General features: G+C 64.4%; 16 protein-coding genes. 7 read left to right on the top strand and 9 right to left on the bottom strand.

All coding sequences use genetic code 11. The features are described from left to right. Nucleotides 1-26 precede the first annotated feature (26 nt). Genes rfbB through AC25Y4_RS08235 form a run of 4 tightly spaced genes read left to right on the top strand, consistent with a single transcriptional unit; the run spans nt 27 to nt 3,761 of the window. Nucleotides 27-1,013, top strand: a complete 987-nt coding sequence (gene rfbB, locus AC25Y4_RS08250; protein WP_488119909.1) for a dTDP-glucose 4,6-dehydratase — start codon at nt 27-29, stop codon at nt 1,011-1,013. A gap of 12 nt (nt 1,014-1,025) precedes the next feature. After that, nucleotides 1,026-1,880 carry a dTDP-4-dehydrorhamnose reductase gene (gene rfbD, locus AC25Y4_RS08245; RefSeq protein ID WP_488119908.1) on the top strand — a complete coding sequence of 285 codons (855 nt, stop codon included), beginning with the start codon at nt 1,026-1,028 and terminating at the stop codon, nt 1,878-1,880. Continuing rightward, nucleotides 1,877-3,043, top strand: a complete 1,167-nt coding sequence (locus AC25Y4_RS08240; protein ID WP_488119907.1) for a glycosyltransferase family 4 protein — start codon at nt 1,877-1,879, stop codon at nt 3,041-3,043. The genes rfbD and AC25Y4_RS08240 overlap by 4 nt, the downstream gene beginning before the upstream one ends. Nucleotides 3,044-3,083: 40 nt before the next feature. Continuing rightward, entirely contained in the window at nt 3,084-3,761 is a 678-nt protein-coding gene (locus tag AC25Y4_RS08235; protein ID WP_488119906.1) for a Pr6Pr family membrane protein, read from the top strand. Nucleotides 3,762-3,855: 94 nt separating this feature from the next. On the opposite strand, the gene AC25Y4_RS08230 is transcribed toward AC25Y4_RS08235, so the two are convergent. The 4 genes from AC25Y4_RS08230 to AC25Y4_RS08215 all read right to left on the bottom strand — a co-directional run bounded on the left by AC25Y4_RS08230 (nt 3,856) and on the right by AC25Y4_RS08215 (nt 8,479). Continuing rightward, nucleotides 3,856-5,292 carry a flavin monoamine oxidase family protein gene (locus AC25Y4_RS08230; protein WP_488119905.1) on the bottom strand — a complete coding sequence of 479 codons (1,437 nt, stop codon included), beginning with the start codon at nt 5,290-5,292 and terminating at the stop codon, nt 3,856-3,858. 90 nt (nt 5,293-5,382) lie between these two features. After that, nucleotides 5,383-6,744: an LCP family protein gene (locus AC25Y4_RS08225; RefSeq protein WP_488119904.1), complete on the bottom strand. Its 1,362-nt coding sequence runs from the start codon at nt 6,742-6,744 to the stop codon at nt 5,383-5,385. After that, nucleotides 6,741-7,208, bottom strand: coding sequence for a 5-(carboxyamino)imidazole ribonucleotide mutase (purE, locus tag AC25Y4_RS08220; protein ID WP_488120453.1), 468 nt, complete (start codon nt 7,206-7,208; stop codon nt 6,741-6,743). The genes AC25Y4_RS08225 and purE overlap by 4 nt, the downstream gene beginning before the upstream one ends. A 104-nt stretch (nt 7,209-7,312) precedes the next feature. Then, entirely contained in the window at nt 7,313-8,479 is a 1,167-nt protein-coding gene (locus AC25Y4_RS08215; protein ID WP_488119903.1) for a 5-(carboxyamino)imidazole ribonucleotide synthase, read from the bottom strand. Between the two features lie 144 nt (nt 8,480-8,623). Between AC25Y4_RS08215 and AC25Y4_RS08210 the strand changes: the two genes are divergently transcribed. After that, nucleotides 8,624-9,181 (top strand): GtrA family protein, encoded by a 558-nt coding sequence (locus AC25Y4_RS08210; RefSeq protein ID WP_488119902.1) that lies wholly within the window; start codon nt 8,624-8,626, stop codon nt 9,179-9,181. On the opposite strand, the gene AC25Y4_RS08205 is transcribed toward AC25Y4_RS08210, so the two are convergent. Further along, nucleotides 9,158-9,721 (bottom strand): PH domain-containing protein, encoded by a 564-nt coding sequence (locus AC25Y4_RS08205; protein WP_488119901.1) that lies wholly within the window; start codon nt 9,719-9,721, stop codon nt 9,158-9,160. The genes AC25Y4_RS08210 and AC25Y4_RS08205 overlap by 24 nt on opposite strands. A 7-nt stretch (nt 9,722-9,728) precedes the next feature. Next, nucleotides 9,729-10,601, bottom strand: a complete 873-nt coding sequence (locus AC25Y4_RS08200) for a biotin--[acetyl-CoA-carboxylase] ligase (protein ID WP_488119900.1) — start codon at nt 10,599-10,601, stop codon at nt 9,729-9,731. A 231-nt stretch (nt 10,602-10,832) separates the two neighbouring features. Here AC25Y4_RS08200 and AC25Y4_RS08195 point away from each other — a divergent pair, with 231 nt between their 5' ends. Together AC25Y4_RS08195 and AC25Y4_RS08190 are read left to right on the top strand one after the other, a co-directional pair. Beyond that, nucleotides 10,833-12,446: an acyl-CoA carboxylase subunit beta gene (locus AC25Y4_RS08195; protein WP_488119899.1), complete on the top strand. Its 1,614-nt coding sequence runs from the start codon at nt 10,833-10,835 to the stop codon at nt 12,444-12,446. Nucleotides 12,447-12,455: 9 nt separating this feature from the next. Beyond that, entirely contained in the window at nt 12,456-12,701 is a 246-nt protein-coding gene (locus tag AC25Y4_RS08190; RefSeq protein WP_488119898.1) for an acyl-CoA carboxylase subunit epsilon, read from the top strand. 282 nt (nt 12,702-12,983) lie between these two features. Here AC25Y4_RS08190 and AC25Y4_RS08185 read toward each other — a convergent pair whose 3' ends face one another. From AC25Y4_RS08185 to AC25Y4_RS08175, 3 genes are read right to left on the bottom strand one after another with little or no spacing between them, the layout of a single operon-like run. Further along, nucleotides 12,984-14,018: a hypothetical protein gene (locus AC25Y4_RS08185; protein ID WP_488119897.1), complete on the bottom strand. Its 1,035-nt coding sequence runs from the start codon at nt 14,016-14,018 to the stop codon at nt 12,984-12,986. Beyond that, a complete protein-coding gene (locus AC25Y4_RS08180) occupies nt 14,015-15,349 on the bottom strand; it encodes a sensor histidine kinase (RefSeq protein ID WP_488119896.1) in 1,335 nt (444 codons plus the stop codon). The genes AC25Y4_RS08185 and AC25Y4_RS08180 overlap by 4 nt, the downstream gene beginning before the upstream one ends. Further along, a complete protein-coding gene (locus AC25Y4_RS08175; protein ID WP_488119895.1) occupies nt 15,336-16,037 on the bottom strand; it encodes a response regulator transcription factor in 702 nt (233 codons plus the stop codon). The genes AC25Y4_RS08180 and AC25Y4_RS08175 overlap by 14 nt, the downstream gene beginning before the upstream one ends. Between the last annotated feature and the right edge of the window lie 19 nt (nt 16,038-16,056).

Here is a 16,056-nt window from a genome sequence, read left to right as displayed (position 1 = left end):
CGTATACAGACAGGTTACGAACACCTATGAAGATTCTCGTCACCGGCGGCGCCGGCTTTATCGGCTCGAACTTTGTTCGCCGCACACTGCAAGACGCATACCCGGGCCTCGAAGGAGCTGAGGTCGTCGTACTCGACGCACTCACCTACTCAGGCAACCTGGCGAACCTCGCCTCCGTCGCAGATTCACCGCGCTACACCTTCATCAAGGGCGACATCCGCGACGGCGCACTGCTCGACCAGCTGTTCCCCGACATCGACGCTGTCGTGCACTTTGCTGCAGAGTCACACGTCGACCGCTCGGTGCGCGACGCCACCATCTTCGTCGAGACGAACGTTCTCGGCACCCAGCAGCTGCTCGACGCTGCCCTCCGCAACAACCTCAAGCGCTTCGTGCACGTCTCGACCGACGAGGTCTACGGCTCGATCGCAGAAGGTTCGTGGGACGAAGAGCGCCCGCTCGAGCCCAACTCGCCGTACTCGGCATCGAAGGCCGGCAGCGACCTGCTCGCCCGCAGCTACCACCGCACGCACGGACTCAACGTCTCGATCACGCGTTGCTCGAACAACTACGGCCCCTTCCACTTCCCTGAGAAGGTCATCCCGCTGTTCGTCACGAACCTGATCGATGACAAGCACGTTCCTCTCTACGGTGAGGGCAACAACATCCGTGACTGGCTGCACGTTGACGACCACACCCGTGGCATCGCCATGGTGCTGGTCAATGGCCGCGCCGGCGAGATCTACAACATTGGTGGCGGCACTGAGCTCACCAACAAGGAGCTCACCCAGTTGCTGCTCGACTCGACCGGCAAGGACTGGTCGTACGTTGACCGCGTCGCCGACCGCCTCGGCCACGACCTGCGCTACTCGGTCGACATCTCGAAGATCCAGGCTGAGCTCGGCTACGAGCCCCAGGTTCCCTTCGAGCAGGGCCTTGCCGAGGTCGTGCAGTGGTACCGCGACAACCGCGAGTGGTGGGAACCGCTCAAGGCTCGCGCGGCCCTGGCCTAACTGGCGCTCACCATGACCCGCTATCTCATCACTGGCGCATCCGGCATGCTCGGGCACGACCTGCAGACGGCACTCGCCGGGCGCGAATTCACCGCGCTCGGCCGTGCCGACCTGGATGTCACCGACCTGCAGGCCGTGACGGATGCCGCGCGCGGCCATGACGTCATCATCAATGCCGCCGCATACACGAAGGTCGACGACGCCGAGACGAACGAAGACGCTGCTTACGCGGTGAACGCGATCGGACCGCGCAACCTGGCGACCGCCGCTGCGGCGCAGGGTGCACGCCTCGTGCAGGTCTCCACCGACTACGTCTTCAACGGCAGCGCCACGTCTCCCTACCAGGAGAACGCGCCCATCGACCCGATCTCCGCCTACGGCCGCACCAAGGCCGCCGGCGAGAAGTTCGTGCTCGAAGAGAACCCTGCGGGCAGCTTCATCGTTCGCACGGCGTGGCTGTACGGCGCACACGGCCCGAACTTCGCCAAGACGATGGTGCGCCTGGCCGGCTCCCACGACACGGTCAGCGTCGTCAACGACCAGCTCGGCCAGCCGACGTGGACCGGCGACCTCGCCGCCCAGATCGTGGCGCTGCTCGATTCAGAGGCACCGGCCGGCATCTACCACGGCACCAACTCCGGTATCGCAAGCTGGTTCGACTTCGCCCGCGCCATCTTTGAGGCTGCAGGCCTCGACCCTCAGCGCGTCACTCCGACAGACAGTTCAACATTCGTGCGACCGGCTCCGCGGCCGTCGTACTCTGTCTTAGGGCACGATGCCTGGCTCGCAGCCGGACTTGAACCGATGCGTGACTGGCGCGAAGCCCTCACCGAGGCAGCACACCAGGGAGTTTTGGGAGACGCATGACCACGTTGCGGGTAGTCGTTGACCAGATGGTCGCGCCGGTGCCCGGCAGCCTGGGCCGTTACACCGAAGAACTGACGCGGGCGCTGATTGCATCGGCGCCCGCGAACTGCGATGTCGAAGGCATCGTGTCTTCGTCGAGCCCTGAACAGTATGCGGCGATCGAGAAAGCCCTTCCGGGACTCGGCGGCCTGTACAAGACGACGCTCGGCCGACGGGAGATTTCTGCGGCCTGGCAGCTGCGCGTCTCAAAGTCACCTGGCCCCGGCATGATCCATGCCCCCGGCCTCCTCGCGCCGCTTCGCCGGCACGACGTGGTGAACGACGGCACCCAGGTGGCCGTGACCATTCACGACCTGCTCGCCTGGACGCATCCGGAGTCGTTGACGCCCACCACTGTCGCGTGGAGGAAGGGCATGGTCAACCGTGCCCGGAAGCACGCGGACGCCGTCGTGGTTCCGAGCCATGCCGTCGCCATGCAGTTGAGTGAGATCGTTGATTTCGGCGACCGCCTTCGCGTGATCGGCGGCGCGGTTGGCAACGGCTTTCGGCTGCCGGGTGGACAGCTGGCCCGCGGATTCGCCGACGAACTCATCGCAGAGCGTGTCGAGGCGCTCGGCCTGCCTGAGGAGTACATCCTCACCATGGGCAGCCTCGAACCCCGCAAAGCCGTCACGGCGCTCATCACGGCGCTCGGGCTGCCTGGCGCACCCGACCTGCCCCTGGTCGTCATCGGGCCTGACAGCTGGGGCGAGCTCACCCTCGCGTCTGTCGCCGACGAGGCGGGGCTGCCGATAGGACGCGTGCAATCCCTGACCGACCTCAGCGATGAAGATCTTGCGCTCGTCTATTCGAGGGCATCCGTCTTCGTGTACCCAAGCCTGGACGAGGGCTTCGGCCTGCCGATCATCCAGGCGTTCCAGATGGGGACACCGGTGATCCACTCCGATGCGCCTGCGCTCATCGAAGCCAGTGGAGAAGCGGGCTACGTCGTCGCCCGTGCAGACCCCGCTGGATACCCGACCCGCATCGCCGAGGCCATCAGCACCGTCTTGACCGACAGCGACCTGGCCGACCGCCTGAAGATCTATGGCAGCGATCGTGCCAAGGCATTCAGCTGGCGCGACTCAGCCGAGCGAGTATGGCAGCTGCACGCTGACATCTAGGTTCTCCGGATGAGTAGTGCACTTTCCCCGCCGGACCGACATGCGTAAGGCTTTCGGGCTCCTGCGCGTGCTCACCGCCGCGACCGGACTCGTCGCGCTGGTGGGCTACTTCAACTACTCCATCGGCACCAGCCCGCTGGCGATCGGCAACTACTTCAGCTACTTCACCGTGCAGAGCATGATGTTCGCGGTCATCGTGTTCATCATTGCCGCAATCTATGCGTTCATTGCAGCGGATGACCCGCTCTGGCTCGACGTGATCCGTCTGCTGGCGACCACGTACGTGATCGTCTCCGGCATTGTCTTCGCGGTGATCCTGCTGCAGGGCACGCTGCGGGGCATCCCTGTCTGGTCGCCGTGGTCGAGCCAGCTGCTGCACTTCGTGATTCCGGTGGTTGCCCTCGTCGATTGGTTCCTGGCGCCCGGGCGGTCTGTGCCCTGGAAGAGCATCGCCTGGGTGTTGGTCTTTCCCGTCATCTGGATCGTCTACACGATGATCAGGGGCAGCTCTGTGTACTGGTACCCGTACTTCTTCCTCGACCCTGACCAGGTGGAATTCCCCCTCGAGTTCGGCATGTACGCGGTGGTGATCGTCGCCATCATCACCGGCATCACGGCACTGCTGCTCGGCATCAGCCGGCTGCCACGCGTCGAGCGGATGCGTGAGCGGGTGGCCCGCATCCGTTCACGGGAGGAAATTGCCACCCTCGTCGATTGAGGAGCGAGCGCCAGCGAGTGTCTCGAAATCTCGCTGGCCGGTTTCGAGACGCGGCCTCGTACCTCGGGCGCTCCTCAACCAACGAAAAGAACGATTAGGGCGTTGGAGTTGAGGTTGGGGTTGGCGCGGCCACGAATGGCACCAGGCTCTCCAGCGCGGCGCTCAGCGCGTCGTCGTCGCTGGCCTTCGCCTGGCGGAGTGCGGCATCCGCTCCCACCACGCCGACCAGCACCGGCTCCCCTGTCAGGGGCAGCATGTTGTACCAGAGCGGATACGCCACATCGGGGCCGACGATGGTCCAGACGGTTTCGTCCGTCGACCAGAACGGCTCGTCGAAGCGCAGGATCAGCTTCTCCTGCATGCCCATGCCGAGCGCGCTGATGGCGTTGCGGTGGCTGAACGGCAGCCCGGGTTCGAAGGTGACGGCTCCGCTCTTCAGCACACCGAGCGGCACAGTGACGACGACGCGATCGGCCGAGAGCGAGTCGCCCCGTGAGAGGCGCAGGCTCACGCCGCGCTCCGTCTGGCTGACCATGGCGACAGCGCTCGACGGCAGAATATCGAGGCCGTCGAGGGCCGTCGTGACGAGGCTCTGGAATTCTCCGGTGACGTAACGATCGTCGTCGGTGCTGCGTGTCGGGTTTCCAGGGAACCAGGCAGACAGGCTGCTCGGATCCGCACCGCTGTCGACGTCGACCCTCGTGGACAGGAAGGTGTCCAGGCGCTGCTTGTCTGACACTCCGTTGGCGTCTGGCTGGTCGCTGAGGTTGTCCGCGCCCGACTCGGTCAGTGCATCGGCCACCGATACATCGGCTGGCTGCGTGTCTGCCCAGGCGAGGGCTGCAGTGACGGCATCCGCTCCGACGGGGCTGGACTCGATGGCGATGCCCGCGGGCGTGCGCTCTCCTGGCACAGCATCGAACGGCACCGCGTCAACGCTCAGCGCTTCGAGATCTTCCAGCAGCGTGGTGCGCGAGGAATCCCGCACCCAGGCGGCGCCGAGCTCGATCGGTTCAGGCCAGTTGTCGTCGACCAGGGTTTTGATTCGACCACCTGAGCGATCGCTGCCCTCGACGATGACAACGGAGAAGCCCGCATCGGCGAGCCGCCTCGCGGCCGTTGCACCGGCGATGCCCGCCCCGATGACGGCGATGCGCTCGTCGGGCGCCGCGATCTGGGCGATTGCATCGGCGGCACGCTCACCGGATGCCTGTGCGCCCTGAACGGTGCCGGGGCTCACCTCGTCGGTGTGCTCGCCGGCAAAGAAGATGCGGCTGTTGACGGGCTGCCGAAGGGCCACCCGCTGGTCGGGCAGCGAGCCGACCGGCTGATAGCTGAACGCTCCGAGCGCAAAGGGATCAGTCGACCACGACGTGCGCTGCATGGCACTCGGCTTCGGAACGATCGTCGGTGTCGGCTTTTTCGTCGGACCGGGCGACGGCGACGGAGTCGGACGCTCGGGCACGCAGCCGACCAGGGCGACGGCAGAAAGCCCTGTCGCCGATCCGATGAGAAAGTTCCGTCGCTTCATAGTTGCCGCTTCATAGTCATTCCTCGGTCACTGTATCCGCTGGCCGACCCGGTGTGCCACTGGGCGGCATCCGCTGCCAGCTGGAGTCGCCTATTCGGCCGGCGTTTCAGTGGCCGGCGGTGTGAGCGCAGTGTCGATCATCTGACGGATGTAGTCGTAGTCGGGATCCGTCGGATCGATGTCGTTGTCCGGCGTCAGGTTGATCGAGTTGATCGGCAGCGTCTTGGTCTTCGACGAGAGATTCACGAAGTATCCGAGCATGCTCTGCGGAATATCGGTCTTCACGACCTGCTTCCCTGCAGAAGCAACGGCCTCGAACTTCGACAGCACATTCGTCGGATTCGCCTGCGCGAGGATCGCCTCCTGCAGCTGGTGCTGCCGGTTCATGCGGTCGTAGTCGCTGGTGCCGTGACGCGAGCGAGCAAACCACAGGGCGTGATAACCGTCCATGTGCTGCATACCTGGCTCGAACCAGAACGCCACATCGGTGAAGGTCTCGTCTGAGTGCACGGGAACGCGGCTCTGCACGTCGATGTCGACACCGCCGAGCGCGTCGATGAGGTCGGAGAAGCCCTGCATGTCGATCAGCACGTAGTACTGGATGCTCAGGCCGGTAATGCCCTCTGCAGCGTCGCGCATGCCTTCGATGCCGGGTTCGCTGCCTTCGGCGACCGCGTTCGGGTACATCTCGGGGCTCTTCACGTCGACCTCGGTGTACACCGAGTTGAGCTGGCAGGCGTCAACCTCGCAGCCGTCGATCGCAGCGTAGCCCTCTGGGTAGAGGTCGGCAAGCGGGCCGGCTGAGAAGGGGAACCACTCCAGATCGCGCGGCAGGCCGATCATGGTGGCCTGGCCAGATTCAGCGTCGATGCTCACGACGGAGATGCTGTCGGGTCGCATGCCATCCCGGTCCGCTCCGGCGTCGCCGCCGAGCAGCAGGATGTTGTACTTCCCGTCGACCGGGGGCGCTGAGGGTCCAGCCGAGAACACAGACGACAGGAACCCGCTGGCGGATGTCGCAACGTACGCCCCATAAGACGCCGTTCCGGCCACAACCACCATCAGGATCGTCGCAAACATGGCGATGAGCGGGCGGGCGCCAGGCGCTGCCCGCACCAGGCGAACCAGGCGAAGAGTATCGACGGTCAGGATCACCCAGATTAGGGCGTAGAAAGCGAGAACGATCGCAACGGCCCACAGGCCGATGAAGCTCGTAAAGATCGTGAGCACGGCGGCCGGCCACAACAGGTAGGACACACCACCGATGATCGCGAGCGCCCACAGTGTGAGGGTTGCGCCCAGGCCGAAGCGGCCAAGACGGCGGTTACCGGCCAGTACCTGGGCGGAACCGGGTACGAGGAAGTTCAGGAGGACCAGCCACCAGCCGCGCTTGGTCATCACGCGGGCGGAGCCGACATCCGGGTACCGGATCGGGCTGCTCACACTAGTCATAGTTTGGCTCGGAGATCCCGGCTCTTCTGCTCAACCTGCGCTGACAGCGAAGCCGCGTACTCCTCCAGCTTGATGCGGAGGGAGTCGTCAGCCGTTGCGAGAACCTTAACGGCGATCAGTCCGGCGTTCTTGGCGCCGCCGATCGAGACGGTGGCCACCGGAACGCCGGCAGGCATCTGAACAATGGACAGCAGGGAATCGAGACCATCGAGCCTGCTGAGGGGAACGGGAACACCCACGACAGGCAGGGTGGTGACAGAGGCCAACATTCCGGGCAGGTGTGCAGCACCACCGGCACCAGCGATGATCACCTTGAGGCCGCGCGCCTGCGCAGACGAGCCATAGTCGATCATCTTCTGCGGGGTGCGGTGCGCAGATAGAACGTCGACCTCGCACGGTACTCCGAAGTCGCGAAGCACCTGGACGGCGTCGCTCATGACGTTCCAGTCAGAATCGGAACCCATCACGACGCCGACGAGTGGAATCGCCTCGTCGACGAGTGTCTGGGCAACTCCTGCTGTTTCGGGTTCAGGCACGTTGTTCTCTGGCACGGAGTCGATCTTATGGGTCAGTCCTGAAAGAAAGCCGCAGTGGCACGCGCTTCATATGCGACGTCATCGAGGTTGTCCCCACCCGCCGTGACGTGACCGACCTTGCGTCCTGGGCGCGGATCCTTGCCGTAGTTGTGGATCTTGACCGTCGGATGCTCCGCCAGGGCTGCCGGGTAACGGTCGCCGAGCGAGCCCTCCGTTGGCCCGCCGAGGATGTTCACCATGAATGACCAGGCGTCCCGCACGCCCGTCGCACCCAGCGGCAGGTCGAGCACCGCACGCAGGTGCTGTTCGAACTGGCCGGTCGTCGAACCGTCGGTCGACCAGTGCCCGCTGTTGTGCGGCCGCATGGCGAGCTCATTGATCAGCACCCTGTCATCCGTTGTCTCGAAGAGTTCGACGGCGAGAACGCCGGTGACGCCAATGCCTTCGGCCACGGCGATCGCGATATCGCTGGCCATGTCAGCGACCTTGCCTGCTGAGCCAGGGGCAGGAGCAATGACCTCTGCGCAGACACCGCCCTGCTGCACCGTCTCTACGACGGGCCAGGTCACGATCTCCCCTGACGGACGACGGGCAACCAGCTGTGCGAGTTCACGCTTGAAATCGACGAGCTCTTCGACGAGCAGCGCACCACCGTTGGCGTCTTCGGCGAGCGCGGCGAACCAGTCATCTGCCTCGTGTGCATGCCTGACGACCCGCACACCCTTGCCGTCGTAGCCGCCCCTGGCCGTCTTCACGACGGCCGCACCGCCGTGCGCTGCGAGGAAGTCGGCGAGCTGCGCGGCATCCTCGACGCGTGCCCAGTCAGGAACAGGCAGCCCGAGCTCAGAGAGCTTCTGGCGCATGAGTAGCTTGTCCTGGGCGCACAGCAGTGCGTCTGGACCTGGGTGCACGGAGACGCCGCGCTCGACCAGCTCACGCAGGATCTCCTGGGGTACATGTTCGTGATCGAAGGTGATGACGTCGACAGTCTCCGCGAATGCGAGCACGACCTCGCGGTCGCGGTAGTCACCGACGGAGACCGCGGCGAGTTCCGCTGACATGCCATCGTTCTCCGCGAGCACCCGCAGTTCGATGCCCAGATTCACCGCGGCGGGGATCATCATCCTGGCCAGCTGACCGCCGCCGATGACGCCAACAATCATGCTCATATGTACACCAATTTCTGTGCGAGCTTTCATAGCGCCGCAACGTAATCTCAGGATGGGTTCCGCGGATCGACCTAGACTTCGGATGGTCTTGATCCATCTTGGCTCCATTTTAGCTTCGCGGGATTGCTCGGTGATCTACACCGGGACTCTCCCCCACACCACCCGGACGGATGCATGTCACTGAGCACGAAGAGCCGCACCCGACTTGTGACTTTCCTCACACAACTCGGCAAGTTCGGCGCGGTGGGACTCGTCGGCTTCGCTGTCGACATCACCGTCTTCAACCTGCTGCGAGCGACGATCTTTGACCCACAGGTCGTGCACGCCGGCCCCATCTACGCGAAGGTCGTCTCCACGATCCTGGCGATCCTGGCCAACTGGCTGGGCAACCGCTACTGGACCTTCGGCGAGAGCCGCCAGAGCCAGACCCTGCGGGAGGGCATCGAGTTCTTCGCCGTCAGCCTGGTCGGCATGGGCATCGGCTTGGTCTGCCTCTGGTTCACCCACTATGTGCTCGGCTACACCAGCGTTCTCGCCGACAACATCTCGTCCAACGTCATTGGCCTCGCCCTCGGTGCGATCTTCCGCTTCCTGCTCTACCGCTACTGGGTGTTCTCCCCCACCCGCAGCGCTGCAAGGGCGGCTGCTGCATCGGCATCCACCGCTTCCGCACACCCGGCAGCTGAGCCGACTACGTCGACAGGGCGCCTAGCGACCGTTCCAGAACGTTGACTCATCCGAGAGCGTTGATTGCTGGGTCTGTCGCCTCGAGCCGATCACGGTCTGTGACGACTCCATCAAGTCATGCAGCGTCCGTTGCACGAGATCGGCGTTCGGCACGTCTTTCATGATGAGCGGATGCTCGAGCCCTGAGTTGATCAACACGTTGCCGGAGCGGAACGCTGACTGCACCCAGTTGCGGCGCACCGTCACGTCGTAGCCGCGACTGTGCAGCAGTTCCTGCCTGGTGCGCACGAATACGCCCCGCTTGAAGATGATTCGCCTCGTCGTGATGGTGTACTGGTGGTTCAGCCAGAAGATGAGCGGCAGCAGCCAAAGCAGCACAATCAGCAGCGCGGCCGCCGTGAGCAACGCCACGTTCTCCCACGATTCCGGAAATTGGCCAGAGAAATAGCCGGTCACACCCGAGATGACGAAGAGCGCAATAGTCGGCCAGAACAGCACCCTGGCGTGCGGACGCAGGCGGGCCACGACCCGCTCTGTCTGCACCGGAGCCGGAGCATCCGTTGGTACCACTGGACTGTTCGTCATAAGCCCATTAATACCTCAGGTGCGTGACATCGCCAGCCGCGACAGCCTGCAGCTCGTCATTCGCCTGATTCCGGACGATCAATCGGCCGGTCGCGTCGAGCGCCATCGCGGTACCCACGAGATCATCGCCACCTGGCAGCTCGACCCGCACCTGCGAGCCAAGCGTGCCGCAGAGTTCGGAGACCGCGTCGAACACACCGCTGGCCACTGGATCTCCGCCTGCCGCGGTGAATGCCCGGTACAGGGTCGTGAGCTCTGTGAGGTAGTCGGCCAGCACGGCATCGGGATCCTGGCTGCTGCCGGTGACCAGCGACAGCGACGTCGAGGTGAGCGTCGGCAGGTCGTGCTCGTCGAGCGACACATTGAGTCCTGCCCCAATGACGAGGCCGTCTGCGCCCGGCAGCAGCTCCGACAGGACACCGGAGACCTTGTAGCCGTCGATCAAGACGTCGTTCGGCCACTTGAGCGCCACCTGGTGGCGGGGAGTCTCTGCCTCGCGCACGTCGGTGACCGGCTTGATGCTGGCGTCGACGACAGCCCGAACGGCGCGCGTCATTGCCGCACCGGCCAGCAGCGGGAACCAGCCGAAGTGCTCGATGGACAGCGGCTGCCCAGTGGGCAGAGCGGGCCGCAGCAGCACGGAGATCGCCAGCGACTTGCCCGTTGGCGCCAACCAGGTGCGGCCAAGGCGCCCGCGCCCACGGGTCTGGTTGTCGGTGACGACAACCGACAGGTCTGGCCATGACGCGGCATCCGCCCCCGTTGCATGCGACACGAGCACGTCGTTTGTCGATCCAGCTTCTGCTAAATACTCGAATCGCGCTACAGCGCCGCGGCTCTGCGTGAACAAAGGCGCGGGTCCTGTGCCGGTGAATTCCATCTGCCACTCTCTCGACTCGTGCCGCCGTCGTCCCGACTATCCGGCATAACTCCTGCAATTCTCGCCGATGCCGGCCCAAACCGGGGTTATCGGGTCCGAATCGCGCATTCTGCAGGAGTTATGCCGGGGAAGAACGAGGGGCTCGCGCCCATGCTGGGTGGAAGTGACCAGCGATTGCGCCGAGATTTGTAGACATTCGTCAACACTCTGGCCCAAGGGTTGGCCGGTAGAGTGAACCGCGTGACTGATACCGCACCTACTTCTGGCCACGACCTGTATACGACGGCCGGCAAACTCGCTGATCTCAAGGACCGCTACCACGAGGCCGTCACGGCCAGTGGTGAAGCAGCCATCGAAAAGCAGCACGCCAAGGGCAAGATGACGGCTCGCGAGCGCATCGACCAGCTGCTCGACCAGGGTTCATTCGTCGAACTCGACGAGTTCGTGCGCCACCGCACCCACGCTTTCGGCATGGAGAAGAAGCGCCCGTACGGCGACGCCGTCGTCACCGGAACCGGCACCATCCACGGCCGCCAGGTCGCCGTCTACTCGCAGGACTTCACCATCTTCGGCGGCTCGCTCGGCGAGGTCGCCGGCGAGAAGATCATCAAGGTCATGGACCTCGCACTGAAGACCGGCGTGCCGATCATCGGCATCCTCGACTCCGGCGGAGCGCGCATCCAGGAGGGTGTTGTCGCCCTCGGCAAGTACGGCGAGATCTTCCGTCGCAACACCGCAGCCTCCGGTGTCATCCCACAGATCTCCATCATCTGCGGCCCGGCTGCCGGCGGCGCGGTCTACTCGCCAGCCCTCACCGACTTCGTGATCATGGTCGACAAGACCAGCCAGATGTTCGTCACAGGACCGGATGTCATCAAGACCGTCACCGGCGAAGACGTCGGCATGGAGGAGCTCGGCGGCGCGCTCACCCACAACAAGGTCTCCGGCGTCTCCCACTACCTGGCCAGCGACGAGGCGGATGCACTCGACTACGCCCGCACGCTGCTCAGCTTCCTGCCGGACAACAACCTGGCTGAACTCCCGGTCTTCGAGAGCGACGTACAGCTCGAAGTCTCTGACAATGATCAGAAGCTCAACACGATCATCCCCGACTCCCCCAACCAGCCATACGACGTGAAGACCGTCATCGGGCACATCGTCGACAACGGCGACTTCCTTGAGACCCAGCCGCTCTTCGCGCCCAACATCGTCGTCGGGTTCGCAAGGGTCGAGGGTCGCTCCGTCGGCATCGTCGCCAACCAGCCGAACGCCATGGCCGGAACCCTCAACATCGAGGCCGGAGAGAAGGCCGCCAGGTTCGTGCGCTTCTGTGACGCGTTCTCGATCCCGATCCTCACACTCGTCGATGTTCCCGGCTACCTGCCTGGCACAGAGCAGGAATGGACCGGTGTCATCCGCCGCGGCGCCAAGCTGCTCTACGCATACGCCGAAGCGACCGTTCCGCTGATCACCGTCATCCTGCGCAAGGCCTATGGCGGGGCATACATCGTCATGGGTTCCAAGCAGCTCGGCGCAGACATCAACCTGGCCTGGCCGACCGCCGAGATCGCGGTCATGGGTGGGCAGGGCGCCGTGAACATCCTCTACCGCGCTGAAATCAAGGCAGCAGAGACCGCAGGCGAGGATGTCGCGGCCGTGCGCACACGCCTGGCAAACGAGTACACCTACAACGTGGCAAGCCCGTTCCTGGCGGCTGAGCGCGGCGAGCTCGACGGTGTCATCGAGCCGGCCGCCACGCGCGTGTCGATCACGAAGGCGCTGCGCGCTCTTCGCACCAAGCGCTCCAGCCTCCCGCCCAAGAAGCACGGCAACATCCCGCTGTAAGGGGCACCCATGACACCGACACACACGCCAGCCCAGGGCTCAGAGTTCGATCCAAGCGAGATCCACTTCGTCACCCAGCGGGTCAACGCAACCGAGGTCGCCGCGGTGACTGCGGTCATTCGCGGCTTGCTCCAGGAGGAGTCCGCCGACCTGCGCACGCCGACGCACGGCCAGAGCGCCTGGGAGGCGAGCCAGCGCCCGCTGCGCCAGCCGTTGACGCCAGGCTACGGCCAATGGCGAGGCTTCAGGGGCTGAGCGGTTGCACCAGACTCGGAGTTTGTCCCCCCAAATGCCGACTATCGCCCCTGATATCAACGGGGCACTATAGATATTGCTAGGTGTAACTCATTGAGTTGACACCACCAATCATTCGCCCACTAGGGTAAGCAGGTGAATGTTTTGGGGGCGAGTCAGGGTAATATTCGGGTTGTTGCCCTGACTCGGATTTTCGGAAAAGGGGATCGATCGAAAGATCGGTCCCCTTTCTCGTATCCGGATGCCGTCGTCTCGGACGTGCGTTGTCGTCTCTGCTATATCTCAGGAAATCAGCGCGGTACCAGGCTGTCGAGGGATCTCCAGCCAGAGTTCCACCTCGTCGTCTTGCGAGTCCTGGCCGAGAGCGCTGGCGCTGGTATCAGCGCTACTGAGGCCCACTACCGTGATCGCCGTGCGAGAGGCGTCCGCCGCGGTGCGCGCGATGATCTTGTCTGCGTCTGTGCGCCCGATGGCCGCGGCAAGCTTGCCGAGGACAACGTCGAGTTCTTCGCCCTCGAGGTCATCGATACCGCCCTCGTCGAGCAGCGTCACGATCGCTCCACGACGGCGTGCGGCCATCACCTGGTCACGCACCGCATCGTTCAACAGCTTGCGTCCGCGGATCTCGTCCCTGATCGCTGCCTCCAGGTAACGACACTCCTGGCGTTGCATCTCCGTGAGCTCACCGTGGCGGTCGACGATCCGCCGCAGCATGGGTGCTGCCAGGCGGTTGGTGTGAGCGAGCCGCAGCTGGCGCTCTGAGAAGTGCGCTTCCTGGGCGGCCTGCCATTCCGTCGCTTCTCGCTCCGCCAGGGCGTACTGCCGCACGTCCCTGCCCGCTTTGGTCAGCGCGCGCGACAGCAGGGCCGCCGCCGCCACCCAGACTGCGCTGCCGATCACGCCCATCGAGGCGAGAGAGCCGACTCCGGCCCACAACACGGTGTGCACAATCAGGAAACCGATGCCGACCCAGGCCAACTGCTGCTGCTTGCGGGTTGCCGTGATTGTCATGAGCGTCCCGACGGCGGCCACGTACCACGTCGCGTACCCGTTGTAGACAGCACCGTCGAGCTGGCTGGCCACGAGCAGCGGTAGCGCCAGGCACACCGCCACATTGAACAGCGCAAGCCACAGCGGCATCTTGGTCGGGCTTGTCGGCCACAGGCTCAGGACGGTGGCGGTGGCATACAACACCAGGCTCACCACGGCGGGCCCTGGCATGGCAGGCACCCCGATCGAATAGAGGCCGAGCACAATGTGGTAACCGGAGAACAGTGCCGCCAACCCGAGGATGAGTCGGCGAGAGAGCTTGATCATGCGCGCCCAGCTCTCTCGTCTCCATAGTCGGCCAGGTCAAGGTTCGGAAGATCGGCGGCGAACTGGCTGGACAGCGAGCTGTCGCCCTCTGGGTTCGGCCAGTCCAGCGTGACCGATGTTCCCTGGCCGATGGCCGTCTCGATGTGGGCGATACCGCCAACACTGGCAACGCGCTCCATGATGGAAATTCGCAGGCCGAGCCTGCCGCTTGGCACGGCATCCGGATCGAAGCCGATACCGGAATCGGTGATCACGATGGTGCAGCCGCCGTGGTCGTTGGCACTCATGGTCAGGCTCCTGACGAGCACGGCGTCTGGAGCACCGGCGTGCTGCATGCTGTTGAGCATCGCCTGGATGGTTGCAGAGAACAGCGCTTCGCTGGCCGCAACCGGAATGACGACACAACCGATGCCTATTTCAGACACCGTGAACGGCAGCGACAGGGTGTCCGCGGTCTGCTTGATCCTGGTGCTGAGCCGCGTGAACGGAATTGTCGCCTCATCAGCTAGCGGGGCGGCACCGGCCTCATCGAGGCGAGCGATGGCCTGCCTGGCCATACTGGCAGCGAGCTCCGCCTCCTTCGGCGTACTGACGGCAGCGGCAGAGAGCAAGGTGGTCAGCACGCTGTCGTGCACGATGGCATCCACCTGGACCCGCTCCAGCTCTGTGGCGTGTTGTCGGACGGCGTTGGCGTACTTGTGCAGGGCATTCGACTGGGCGACATCCACCTCCGCCGTCGCGTGCCTGAGCATGTGGATGATGATGACGATGACCTGGCCGAGGATCACGGCGTACACGACGTCGAGTGTCGCGAGGCTGAGACTGGCGCCGCCACCCGACGGGAGCATCCGCACGAGTCCGTAGATGACGGGTACGACGATCGTGTAGATCGCGGCCGCGGCCACCGGGAACGCCAGGGCGGCGCAGGACGTCGCCACGGTGCACACGTACCACAGCCACGGGCGGCCATCGAGGGTATGGGCGGGATCCAGCACCAGCGTCGGCCAGGCCAGCATCGCGATGGCGTATGCCACCGCGACGAATGTCGCTGCCGCCCTGATGCCCACCTTGACGAGCGTTGCCAGCACGACCATGGCGATGCCGCCGTAGATCACGACGGCGAGCACAATGCCGAACTCTGTCTTCAGCTCCGCCTGCTGATGCAGCATGAGCGTCAGCGTCTGCAGTGCGAAGACCAGGCCGATGCCCCCGATGGACCGGGAGATGACTGTTTCGATCTGGCGTTGGCTGATCGGATTCAACGGTCGCTTCGCCTCGCCACGTGCGCCGCCGAGAATCTCGGCCGAGGCTGGAAGCCTAGGCGCGACCATCCCCGCCATCCGGGTCGAGTCCCGGAAGGATGCCGTCTTCAACTGCCCGCCGCAACAAGTCCACCTTTGTGGGCGCCGGACGACCAACCTCGACATACTTCACGCGAATGCGATCAAGATATTCACGAGCTGTTGAGTGCGCGATACCCAGCTGCATGGCCACCATCTTGAGGGGCAGGCCGGATGCATAGAGGTGCAGCACGTCCCGTTCCCTGCGCCCGAGCTGCGCCTTGGCGAAGTCGCGATCCGCGTCGATGGCGGTCGCCCACTCCAGGTTGTTGAGCACCTCGCCCCGCGCAACCGTGGCAACGGCAGCCATCACGGTCGTCGTCGGCGATGACTTGGGGATGACCCCTGCCGCGCCGGCCGCGAGAGCCTCGCGAACTGACGCGACCCTGTCGGCGATGCTGTGCACCAGCACTGCGGCACCTGTCGACTGCACCAGATGCACGTTGTCAGTCACGAGGGATCCGTCACCGAGCGAGAGGTCGAGCACGATCACATCGCAAAGACGACCGTCAAGTCCCGTGATCAACGCGCGGGCGCTCTCGGCCGCGTAGATGACCTCGTACCCGGAATTCACGCACGCTGCGGCCAACCCAAGGCGCACAGACTCATGGTCATCGACGATCCCGACGCGAACAGGGCGGTCACTAATACCGGCAATGCCAGATGATGCTGTGGTCACGGTGGAGGTTATCCTTCGT

It is taken from the genome of Leifsonia sp. Y878 (assembly GCF_057669685.1).
The sequence above is the reverse complement of the archived record's forward strand: the minus strand, read 5'-3'. Positions and strand labels throughout refer to the sequence as shown.

Excerpts from the sequence above, each read along its gene's own strand:
- rfbB (WP_488119909.1), top strand. The coding sequence starts at position 27 with ATGAAGATTCTCGTCACCGGCGGCGCCGGCTTTATCGGCTCGAACTTT.
- rfbD (WP_488119908.1), top strand. The coding sequence starts at position 1,026 with ATGACCCGCTATCTCATCACTGGCGCATCCGGCATGCTCGGGCACGAC.
- AC25Y4_RS08240 (WP_488119907.1), top strand. The coding sequence starts at position 1,877 with ATGACCACGTTGCGGGTAGTCGTTGACCAGATGGTCGCGCCGGTGCCC.
- AC25Y4_RS08235 (WP_488119906.1), top strand. The coding sequence starts at position 3,084 with ATGCGTAAGGCTTTCGGGCTCCTGCGCGTGCTCACCGCCGCGACCGGA.
- AC25Y4_RS08230 (WP_488119905.1), bottom strand. The coding sequence starts at position 5,292 with ATGAAGCGACGGAACTTTCTCATCGGATCGGCGACAGGGCTTTCTGCC.
- AC25Y4_RS08225 (WP_488119904.1), bottom strand. The coding sequence starts at position 6,744 with ATGACTAGTGTGAGCAGCCCGATCCGGTACCCGGATGTCGGCTCCGCC.
- purE (WP_488120453.1), bottom strand. The coding sequence starts at position 7,208 with ATGGGTTCCGATTCTGACTGGAACGTCATGAGCGACGCCGTCCAGGTG.
- AC25Y4_RS08215 (WP_488119903.1), bottom strand. The coding sequence starts at position 8,479 with ATGAAAGCTCGCACAGAAATTGGTGTACATATGAGCATGATTGTTGGC.
- AC25Y4_RS08210 (WP_488119902.1), top strand. The coding sequence starts at position 8,624 with ATGTCACTGAGCACGAAGAGCCGCACCCGACTTGTGACTTTCCTCACA.
- AC25Y4_RS08205 (WP_488119901.1), bottom strand. The coding sequence starts at position 9,721 with ATGACGAACAGTCCAGTGGTACCAACGGATGCTCCGGCTCCGGTGCAG.
- AC25Y4_RS08200 (WP_488119900.1), bottom strand. The coding sequence starts at position 10,601 with ATGGAATTCACCGGCACAGGACCCGCGCCTTTGTTCACGCAGAGCCGC.
- AC25Y4_RS08190 (WP_488119898.1), top strand. The coding sequence starts at position 12,456 with ATGACACCGACACACACGCCAGCCCAGGGCTCAGAGTTCGATCCAAGC.
- AC25Y4_RS08185 (WP_488119897.1), bottom strand. The coding sequence starts at position 14,018 with ATGATCAAGCTCTCTCGCCGACTCATCCTCGGGTTGGCGGCACTGTTC.
- AC25Y4_RS08180 (WP_488119896.1), bottom strand. The coding sequence starts at position 15,349 with ATGGTCGCGCCTAGGCTTCCAGCCTCGGCCGAGATTCTCGGCGGCGCA.